Origin of the sequence: Stenotrophomonas sp. S41 (genome assembly GCF_016624625.1) — a bacterium.
Classification (GTDB): domain Bacteria; phylum Pseudomonadota; class Gammaproteobacteria; order Xanthomonadales; family Xanthomonadaceae; genus Stenotrophomonas.
Window position 1 is genome coordinate 1 of the sequence record NZ_JACVTV010000146.1, and the last position, 9,086, is coordinate 9,086.

Genomic DNA, 9,086 nt, shown 5'->3' on the forward strand with positions numbered 1-9,086 from the left:
CTGATGGGAACTGCTGGTGGTGGGTGCCGACCGTTGGTCGGCACATCTGTCAGATAGCGAATGAGTCATCCACGCATGGCGTGGCTCTACTGTGTCCGGACGCGGAAAAATGCGTGGACACGGCGCGCTTCTGCGCGCCGTGTCTTGGGTGCGTCATTGCGCGCGCTTATGATGTCGCGATGACTTCCGTACGCCTGACCTGCTCGCTGGCGTTGCTGCTGCCCCTGGCGGCCTGCACGACCACGCCTTCTTCGTCCGCGCCGGTTGCGCGCGCCGACGCGCCGCCGCCGAAACTGCTGCTGATCTCCATCGATGGCCTGCGTGCCGATGCACTGGACCGGGGGCTTACTCCGAACCTGCAGCGCATCATCGATGGTGGCGTGCGTGCGCGCTGGATGACGCCGTCCTATCCGTCGCTGACCTTCCCCAACCACTACACCATCGTCACCGGCCTGCGCCCGGACCACCATGGCATCGTCAACAACAGCATGGACGATGCCCAGCTGGGGCGTTTCAGCCTGGGTGACCGCGATGCGGTGACCAACAGTGGCTGGTGGGGCGGCGAGCCGATCTGGGTCGGTGCCGAGAAGGTCGGCGTGCGCACCGCGACCACGTCCTGGCCGGGCAGCGAAGCCGAGATCGACGGGACCCGCCCCAGCCAGTGGCAGGTCTACAACAGCAAGGAACCGCTGCAGCAGCGCGCGCGTACCGTGCTGGAATGGCTGGCGCAGACCGATGCCGATGCACCGCGGTTGACCACGCTGTACATGGAAAACGTCGACAAGGCCGGCCACAACCATGGCCCCGATTCGACCGAGTACCGCGATGCGATCGTGCAGGCGGATGAAATCGTCGGCCAGGTGCTGGATGGCCTGGATGCCGAGGGCCTGGCGGCCACCACCAACGTCATCGTGGTCTCCGACCACGGCATGGCCAGCGTGGCCGAGGGCCATGTGGTGTCCACCGAGTCGATGGCCGATCCGTCCATCGCGCGCAACGTCAGCCAGGGCCAGTCGGTCGGTTTCGCGCCGGTCGCCGGCCGCGAGGCGCAGGCCGAGCGCGCCCTGCTCGGTCGCCACGCCCACTACGAATGCTGGAAGAAGGAATCGCTGCCGGCGCGCTGGCACTACGGTTCGCACCCGCGCGTGCCGCCCATCGTCTGCCAGATGGATGAGGGCTGGGACGCACTGCGCGCCGAGCGGATCAGCACGCGCACCCACCAGGATCGTGGCTCGCACGGCTATGACAACGCCCTGCCCTCGATGCGCGCCGTGTTCGTCGCACGCGGTCCGTCGTTCCGCCAGGGGCTGGTGATCGATGGCTTCGACAACGTCGATGTCTATCCGCTGCTGGCGCAGCTGCTGCAGGTGCCGGCCGCGCCGAATGATGGCAACGCCGAGACGCTGCAGAAGACATTGCGTTGATTCCAACGGCCGCCGGGGCGGTGAGGTAGCGCCGGGCCATGCCCGGCGAGCGCAGCGGCAGGAAGAATGCCGGGCACAAAAAAACGCGACGCCAGGCGCCGCGTTTTTCTTTGGACCACTTACCCGGCCGGATCAGGCCTTGGCAGCAGCCTTCTTCGCCACAGCCTTCTTGGCCGGAGCCTTGGCCACGGTCTTCTTGGCAACCGGGGCACCGGCGCCTACAGCGACCTTGCTCGCGGTGTGCGAACGGGCATTGCCGTAGCTGGCGTTGTAGCGCTTGCCCTTGGCGGTCTTGCGGTCACCCTTACCCATGTCTTCAACTCCTAAAGTGTGAAATCTGGTTACCCCGTGCTGACACGGGTTCGGCGGGGCCGTCTTGCTGGACGCCCCCGCGCACGATCAGAAAGCCTAACACGACGCGCCTAGTGCGCGCAGCTGGCGTCGTGGACGTGGACGTGGTTCAGGCGCAGGTTGACCAGGTGGGCCACACCCACCAGCAGGCCGCCGAGGGTCATCACCACCGCATGCGGCACGGCATTGTGGTGCAACGCGTCGACCAGCACGCCTGCCCACAGGGCGACCAGGCCCGGCAGCAGGAAACCCAGCGCGCGCAGGGCGCCATGGCGGCGGTAGCCCATGACCAGACTGAACAGGCCGAGCAGGGTCACGAAGACCACCAGGGTCATTTCCACGCCGTCGCTCAGCCAGAACGAGAGGCCCAGCGAAGGGGCGATCGCCAGCAGCACCGGGATCACCGCGCAGTGCACGGCGCACAGCATCGAACCGGTGGCGCCGAAGCGGTCGAGCAGGCGGCGGAAGGAGGAGGACAGGGACATGACTTCCAGCAGGGTCGGCGAATCGTTATGGAATAATATAACATCTGTCCCCGACCCGCACGGTTTCCCTCCCCCTGTCCCACGACGGGATACGTGCGCCACCCGATTGATACAATGTAACAAAGGAAGCACCGGATGCCCTCTCACCACCCACGTTTCAAACCGCATTCCCTGGCCCTGGCCCTCGCCGCCCTGCTGCCGTCGGCCGCGTTTGCCGCCGCCGACCAGGACACCCATCGTGACCGCCACCTGACCGAGCTGTCGTCGGTGCAGGTCACCGCCTCGCCGCTGCAGGGCGATGCCGAGTCGCTGGCCCGCCCGGTGGACGTGCTGGCCGGCGAGCGCCTGGACGAGCAGAAGGCCGGCACCCTGGGTGACACCGTGGCCAAGCTGCCTGGCGTGCAGAGCACCTTCTTCGGCCCCGGCGTCGGCCGCCCGATCATCCGCGGCCAGGAAGGCCCGCGCGTGGCCGTGCTGTCCAATGGCATGGGCAACATGGATGCTTCCACCGTCAGCGCCGACCACGCCACCAGCATCGAGCCGTTCCTGGCGGACCAGATCGAAGTGCTGAAGGGCCCGGCCACCCTGCTGTTCGGCAGCGGCGCCATCGGCGGCGCGGTGAACGTGGTCGATGGCCGCATCGCCCGCGAACTGCCGGACCGTCCGCTCAGCGGCCGCGCCGAAGTGCGTGGCAACTCGGTCAACGACGAGCGCAGCGGGATGTTCCGCCTCGACGGCGTCAGCGGCAACGTCGTGCTGCACGTCGACGGCCTGGTGCGCAACGGCGATGACTACCGCATCCCCGGCTACGCGGTGATCGACAGCCTGGAAGACCATCACGAAGACCACGACCACGACCATGCGGGCGAGGAAGGCGAAGAGCCGCGCCGCGGCCGCCTGGACAACAGCTCCATCCGTACCCGCGCCGGTGGCGTCGGTGCCACCTGGCTGGGCGAAGGCGGTTACTTTGGCGTGTCGGCCAGCACCTACCGCACCAACTACGGCATCCCCAACGGCGCCCACGTGCATGCCGATGGGGATGACCACGACCATGACCACGACCATGGCGACGAGGAGGAGGAAGGCGACGAGCATGACGTCCGCATCGACATGGTGCAGAACCGCTTCGAGACCAAGGCCGGCATCTACAACCCGGTCTCGTTCCTGAAGAACGTCAACGCACGCGTGGCCTACACCGATTACGAACACGTGGAGCTGGAAGCCGGCACGCCGTCCACCCGCTTCACCAACCGCGGCATCGAAACCCGCCTGGAAGCCGTGCAGCAGCAGATCGGCGGCTGGGACGGCGCGTTCGGCGTGCAGTTCGGCAACAGCGATTTCGGCGCCATCGGCGAAGAAGCGTTCGTGCCGAACACCAACACGAAGAACGCCGGCCTGTTCGTGCTGCAGGAAAAGCAGTTCGGCCCGTTCAAGCTGGAACTGGGTGGCCGCCACGACCAGGTCAAGCTGGACCCGACCGGTGACTACCGTCGCCGCAAGTTCGACGCCACCAACCTGTCCGCCGCCGGCATCTGGAAGCTCAACGATGCGGTCGACCTGCGCATCGGCGTGGACAGCTCCGAGCGTGCACCGACCAATGAAGAGCTGTACGCCGCCGGCGCGCACATCGCCACCCGTTCGCTGGAAATCGGCGATGCCGACCTGAAGACCGAGCGCGGCCAGCGCGTCGAGCTGGGCATCCACACCCACAGCGACCGCCTGGACTTCTCCGCCGCGATCTACCAGACGAAGTTCAAGGACTTCATCTACCTGGCCGACACCGGCATCACCGAAGGCCTGCCGGTGCGTACCTGGACGCAGCAGGATGCGGTGTTCAAGGGTGCCGAGGCCGAGGCGCTGGTGCACCTGTTCGAAGGCAACGCCGGCGACTGGGACCTGCGCGTGTTCGGTGACTACGTGCAGGCCAAGCTGGATGGCAGCGGCAGCCGCACGCTGGACATCGCCGTGCCGCACGGTGACCACAACCACAACTACAGCGTGGACCTGGCCAACACCGGTTACCTGCCGCGCATCGCCCCGGCCCGAGTGGGCGCCGACCTGCGCTGGGCGAAGGACGGCTGGCGCGCCTCGGTCGGCGCGGTGCGTTACAGCCGGCAGAAGGACGTGGCCCAGAACGAGGAGCCGAGCAACGGCTACACCCTGGTCGATGCGCACTTCGCCTACCGCTGGGACCGCAGCGACAGCAACAGCTACGAGGTGTTCCTGGATGGCAGCAACCTGACCAACCGCGAAGTGCGTCCGCATACCTCGCTGCTGCGTGACTACTCGCCGCTGCCGGGCCGTGGTGTCGCCTTCGGCATCCGCGCGTACTTCTGATCGGGCCATGAGGGGTCGGATCCCTTTCCGCAGGAAAGGGCTCTGACCCCACCCAACCATTTCCTGGCGACGTTCATCGCCGTTCTCTCCCGGGGGCCTCCTGGCCCCCGTTTTTTATGTCGTGCAGACTGTGCGCAGCCACGTTGCTCGTCTGCGAACCACACACATGCACGTTCCACCTCCGCCCATCCCAACCCAAGACATGCTTCGCGATGCACTGATCTCAGCGATCAGGACCGCCGTGGCCGAGTTGGAGGAGACGGATGAGCACTTCTACTACGTTGTACTCATGACCACAGGCGAAGCATTGGCTCCCGTGCTTTGCGCCTGGTCGTCAGAGGCACTGCAACGCACTGCCGATGCGTCGTTCTCGCCTGAGACATCAATCGACTTGAAATGGAGCTGTACCGACGCTCCCTACTTCGATATCGGCAGGGAGGCCTTCGAGCCTGTCCGTGCTCTTTTTGCTGTTCGTCCGGCCATGAACCCATTCATGCCGGAAGCAGATTGGATGGAGGAATACGCAATCCGGCTCGGCGCAATGGAGGAGGCTCTGCGTGCGCTGGACGCTGAAGGCCTCTTTGGAACCGGCTCCGCTCGGGAATCGGTGTTGATCAATGTCGAAGTGATCCCGCCCGACCACAGCAACATCCTCTGCGCGCGTCGTCTGAATCCAAGGGCGGCGCTGGCACGATGGCTGTCGGAAGTGGCCGATCCAGCGGATTCGCAATAGGAGCGCTTTCGCGATCGATCATCCACGCATGGCGTGGATCTACAGCCCATCATCGTCTTCACGCCGCATTTACAAAGATGTGCGTAGAGCAACAAACGGACATTCCCGTCACTCACCGTCTCGCCAACCGGACATATTTGTCCGATAATGAAGCCATGACCACCCAACGCGCCGATGCCGCTGCCCGCCGTGCCCTCATCCTTGATGCCGCCGACCATGTGTTCGGCCAACACGGCGTCACCGCGCCACTGGACCTGGTGGTCGAACGCGCCCAGGTGGGCCGCGCCACCCTGTACCGCAACTTCCCCGACCGCACCGCGCTGATCCAGGCGCTGCTGCAGCGGACCGTCGACCGCATCCGCCGCCAGGTCGAGCAGCTGGGCGACCGCGACGACGCCCTGTTCGAGGTCTTCGAAGGCATGGCCCAGCGCATCATCGATTCGCCGGCGCTGGCCGATTACTGGCGCGCGGTGGATTCGGACGTGCCCGCCATGCGCATCGCGCGCGAGACCGTGCGCGACCTGCTGGAAGCGCCGATCGCCCGCGCCAAGGCCGCCGGCCTGTGCCGGCCCGACCTGGAAAAGACGGATATTTCACTGATCTCGGGCATGCTGGGCGCAGCCCTGCGCGGCAAGACCCGCGAAGAGCGTGCCCAGCTGGCCGGGCGCGCCCTGCAGCTGCTGCGCGGCGGTCTCCAGGGAGCAGCCAACCAGGGGCGCTGATGGTCCAGCCGTATCTCAAGCCGGTTCCGGACTGGGAGGAGCACGAGAAGCCGACCATGCCCGGTTCGGCCTCGATGCCCTGGCACCCCCCGTACCGCCGCGCGGCCTACGCGCTGGTCTCGCTGCTGGTGGCCATCACCGGCGGCCTGGGCAATGCACTGGTTACCGCCAACCTGCCCTTCCTGCAGGGCCAGCTCGCGCTGACGCCCACCCAGGGCAGCTGGCTGGTGGCGGCCTATGCCATGGTCAACGTCACCGCCAACCTGCTGGCCTTCAAGTTCCGCCAGCAGTACGGCATCCGCCTGTTCGCCGAGATCGGCCTGGGCCTGTATGCGGCGCTGGCGGTGGTGCACCTGTTCGTCGGCAGCTTCGAGACCACGGTGCTGACCCGCGCGGCCAGCGGCTTTGCCGGCGCCGCCTGTTCGACGCTCGGCACGTTGTACATGCTGCAGGCGCTGCCGCGTCGCTTCACCGGCAACCTGCTGGTGATTGGTGTCGGCCTGTCGCAGCTGGCGGTGCCGATTGCCTGGATCGTCTCGCCGGCGCTGGTCGATACCGGCCAGTGGCACCAGCTGTACTCATTCGAGGCCGGCTTGGCACTGTGCGCGTTCGCCGCAGTGGTGGTGCTGAAGCTGCCACCGGGCATGCAGGTCAAGGCCTTCGAGCCGCTGGATTTCCTCACCTTCGCCCTGCTCGCACCGGCCGTGGCGCTGCTGGTGGTGGTGTTGGCGCAGGGCTACACGCGCTGGTGGTTGAACACGCCGTGGCTGGGCTGGGCCCTGGTCGCTTCGATCGCGCTGGCCACCACGGCACTGGTCATCGAACACTACCGGCGCAACCCGCTGCTGCAGATCCGCTGGCTTTCCACGCTGCCGGTGCTGCACTTCATCGTCGGCGCGTTCCTGCTGCGCTTCCTCACCACCGAACAGTCCTACGGCGTGGTCAACCTGATGCGCACGCTGGGCATGGGCCCGGACCAGATGCGCCCGCTGTTCGTGGTGATCCTGGCCGGGGTGATCGTCGGCATCGCCGGTGCTTCGCTCACCTTCGGGCCGAAGCGGCTGATCGCCCAGCTGCTGATGGCCATCCTGCTGCTGGGCACCGCCGCGCTCTTCGACCAGAGCCGCACCAGCCTGGACCGGCCGCACGATTTCTACATCAGCCAGTTCCTGGCCTCGGTGGGTGCAGGCATGTTCATGGGCCCGCTGATCATGCTCGGCATTTCCGCGGCGCTGAAACAAGGCGTGGACCACATGATCACCTTCCTGGTCACCCTGTCGATCACCCAGACCCTGGGTGGCCTGGCCGGTTCGGCGGTGCTGGGCACTTTCCAGCTGCACCGCGAGCAGCTGTATTCCAGCGCGATCACCAGCCAGCTGGACCCGGCCGACCCGGTGGTCGCGCAGCGCCTGCGCATCCAGCAGCAGATCTACGCCGCGCAGATCACCGACCCGGTGCTGCGCAGCGCGCAGGGCACCGCGCAGCTGGCCACCACGGCCCGCCGCGAAGCGAACGTGCGCGCCTTCAATGATGTGTTCACCCTGAGCGGCTGGCTGGCCATCGGCTTCCTGTGCTGGTTGCTGCTGCTGTCGCTGCGCACCGCCGTGCTCAAGCAATGGCACAAGCGCCACCCGTCTCCGCCCCTTGCGGTCACAGCCGCCCCGCCCCACTGAGCCCGCCGCCATGTCTCCGCTACCGCCCCGCCCCGACAGCGACGCCCCCGAGAACGTCAGCCCACCGCCGCCGACCGACGCTGCGCCTGCGCCTGCGCCCACGCCTGCCGCGCCCGCGGCGGCACCGAAATACCTCAAGCCCAGCTCACGCAGCGTGGTGGTGATGGTGGTGGTGGCGCTGCTGGGCATCGCGCTGATCCTGCGCGCGTGGAACCTGTGGCCGTTCACCAGCAGCGTGATGGTCACCGACAACGCGTACGTGCGCGGGCAGATCACGGTGATGGCGCCGCAGGTGGCCGGCTATGTCACCGAGGTGCTGGTGAAAGACTTCCAGCACGTGAAGAAGGGCGAGCCGCTGCTGCGCATCGACGACCGCATATACGCGCAGAAGGTTGCGCAGGCCGAGGCGACGCTGGACAGCGCGCGCGCAGCATTGGCCAACTCGGACCAGTCGCAGGCGCAGAACCGCGCGCAGATCGCTTCAACCCGCGCCACGCTGTCGGCCGGCCAGGCCGAGCTGCAGCGCTCACGCAACGAAGCCAAGCGCTACGAGGAACTGGCCGCGCAGCAGCTGGTCTCGATCAACGACCGCGACAAGTTCCGAACCACCCAGGCATCAGCGCAGGCCAGCGTGCAGCAGTCGCAGGCGCAGATCCGCATCGCCGAGGAGACCCTGGTGTCGACCCAGGTGGCGCGCAAGGGCCTGGAGGCGCAGGTGGAAAGCGCGCAGGCGCAGCTGGAACTGGCCCGCATCGACCTGGCCAACACGGTGATCCATGCACCGCGCGACGGGCAGATCAGCGAGGCCAGCGTGCGCGTGGGCCAGTATGTGGCGGCCGGTTCGCAGCTGCTGTTCCTGGTGCCGGAGGCGCTGTGGGTGGTGGCCAACTACAAGGAAGGCCAGACCTGGCAGATGCGCATCGGCCAGCCGGTGACGTTCTCGGTGGATGCGTTCAAGGGCCAGCGCCTGCACGGCCACGTGGAGCAGATCGCGCCGGCCACCGGTTCGGAGTTCAGCGTGCTGCGCCCGGACAATGCCAGCGGCAACTTCACCAAGGTGGTGCAGCGGTTGCCGATTCGAATTTCGATTGATCCGGGGCAGGAGCTGGCGGCGCGGCTGCGGCCGGGGATGTCGGTGATCGCGCGGGTGGATACGGCGGCGGAGCCTGCGGCGGCACCGGCACCGGCTCCGGCACCGGAACGGTAGAGTCGACTGTCAGTCGACTGCTCTGCCGCTCGCCGAAGTGCGCGGCTTCGCCGTAGGCTGCGAACGGCGGAGCCCCTCGTGGCTGATCGTTGCGGTGGGATTGCTGGATGGGCCCGGGGGGGGGGGGGGGGGGGGGGGGGCGGGGTGAGAAGAC

The 9,086-nt window shown here is 67.1% G+C and carries 8 protein-coding genes; 6 read left to right on the plus strand and 2 right to left on the minus strand.

The genetic code is table 11. From position 1 onward, the window contains the following. Nucleotides 1-179: 179 nt before the first annotated feature. A complete protein-coding gene (locus IAE56_RS19560) occupies nt 180-1,424 on the plus strand; it encodes an ectonucleotide pyrophosphatase/phosphodiesterase (RefSeq protein ID WP_200753678.1) in 1,245 nt (414 codons plus the stop codon). Between the two features lie 132 nt (nt 1,425-1,556). On the opposite strand, the gene IAE56_RS19565 is transcribed toward IAE56_RS19560, so the two are convergent. Together IAE56_RS19565 and IAE56_RS19570 are read right to left on the minus strand one after the other, a co-directional pair. Beyond that, nucleotides 1,557-1,736, minus strand: coding sequence for a 30S ribosomal protein THX (locus tag IAE56_RS19565; protein WP_079221211.1), 180 nt, complete (start codon nt 1,734-1,736; stop codon nt 1,557-1,559). 110 nt (nt 1,737-1,846) lie between these two features. Further along, nucleotides 1,847-2,260: a MerC domain-containing protein gene (locus IAE56_RS19570; protein WP_079221210.1), complete on the minus strand. Its 414-nt coding sequence runs from the start codon at nt 2,258-2,260 to the stop codon at nt 1,847-1,849. A 135-nt stretch (nt 2,261-2,395) separates the two neighbouring features. On the opposite strand from IAE56_RS19570, the gene IAE56_RS19575 reads away from it, so the two are divergent. The 5 genes from IAE56_RS19575 (at nt 2,396) to IAE56_RS19595 (ending at nt 8,932) form a co-directional block, all read left to right on the plus strand. Further along, nucleotides 2,396-4,597, plus strand: a complete 2,202-nt coding sequence (locus IAE56_RS19575; protein WP_200753679.1) for a TonB-dependent receptor — start codon at nt 2,396-2,398, stop codon at nt 4,595-4,597. A gap of 202 nt (nt 4,598-4,799) precedes the next feature. After that, the gene (locus tag IAE56_RS19580; RefSeq protein WP_267912611.1) at nt 4,800-5,330 is read left to right on the plus strand and encodes a DUF4303 domain-containing protein; all 531 of its coding nucleotides are present in this window, start codon (nt 4,800-4,802) and stop codon (nt 5,328-5,330) included. Between the two features lie 155 nt (nt 5,331-5,485). Then, nucleotides 5,486-6,052, plus strand: a complete 567-nt coding sequence (locus IAE56_RS19585; RefSeq protein ID WP_108764515.1) for a TetR/AcrR family transcriptional regulator — start codon at nt 5,486-5,488, stop codon at nt 6,050-6,052. After that, nucleotides 6,052-7,725, plus strand: a complete 1,674-nt coding sequence (locus IAE56_RS19590) for an MFS transporter (protein WP_200753681.1) — start codon at nt 6,052-6,054, stop codon at nt 7,723-7,725. Before IAE56_RS19585 ends, IAE56_RS19590 begins: the two co-directional genes overlap by 1 nt. A 10-nt stretch (nt 7,726-7,735) precedes the next feature. Continuing rightward, on the plus strand, nt 7,736-8,932 hold the full coding sequence (locus tag IAE56_RS19595; RefSeq protein WP_200753682.1) for an HlyD family secretion protein: 1,197 nt from the start codon (nt 7,736-7,738) through the stop codon (nt 8,930-8,932). The last annotated feature ends 154 nt before the right edge of the window (nt 8,933-9,086 follow it).

Bases quoted from the DNA above. Each gene is read 5' to 3' on its own strand.
- IAE56_RS19570 (WP_079221210.1), bottom strand. From the start codon at position 2,260: ATGTCCCTGTCCTCCTCCTTCCGCCGCCTGCTCGACCGCTTCGGCGCC.
- IAE56_RS19560 (WP_200753678.1), top strand. From the start codon at position 180: ATGACTTCCGTACGCCTGACCTGCTCGCTGGCGTTGCTGCTGCCCCTG.
- IAE56_RS19565 (WP_079221211.1), bottom strand. From the start codon at position 1,736: ATGGGTAAGGGTGACCGCAAGACCGCCAAGGGCAAGCGCTACAACGCC.
- IAE56_RS19575 (WP_200753679.1), top strand. From the start codon at position 2,396: ATGCCCTCTCACCACCCACGTTTCAAACCGCATTCCCTGGCCCTGGCC.
- IAE56_RS19580 (WP_267912611.1), top strand. From the start codon at position 4,800: ATGCTTCGCGATGCACTGATCTCAGCGATCAGGACCGCCGTGGCCGAG.
- IAE56_RS19595 (WP_200753682.1), top strand. From the start codon at position 7,736: ATGTCTCCGCTACCGCCCCGCCCCGACAGCGACGCCCCCGAGAACGTC.
- IAE56_RS19590 (WP_200753681.1), top strand. From the start codon at position 6,052: ATGGTCCAGCCGTATCTCAAGCCGGTTCCGGACTGGGAGGAGCACGAG.
- IAE56_RS19585 (WP_108764515.1), top strand. From the start codon at position 5,486: ATGACCACCCAACGCGCCGATGCCGCTGCCCGCCGTGCCCTCATCCTT.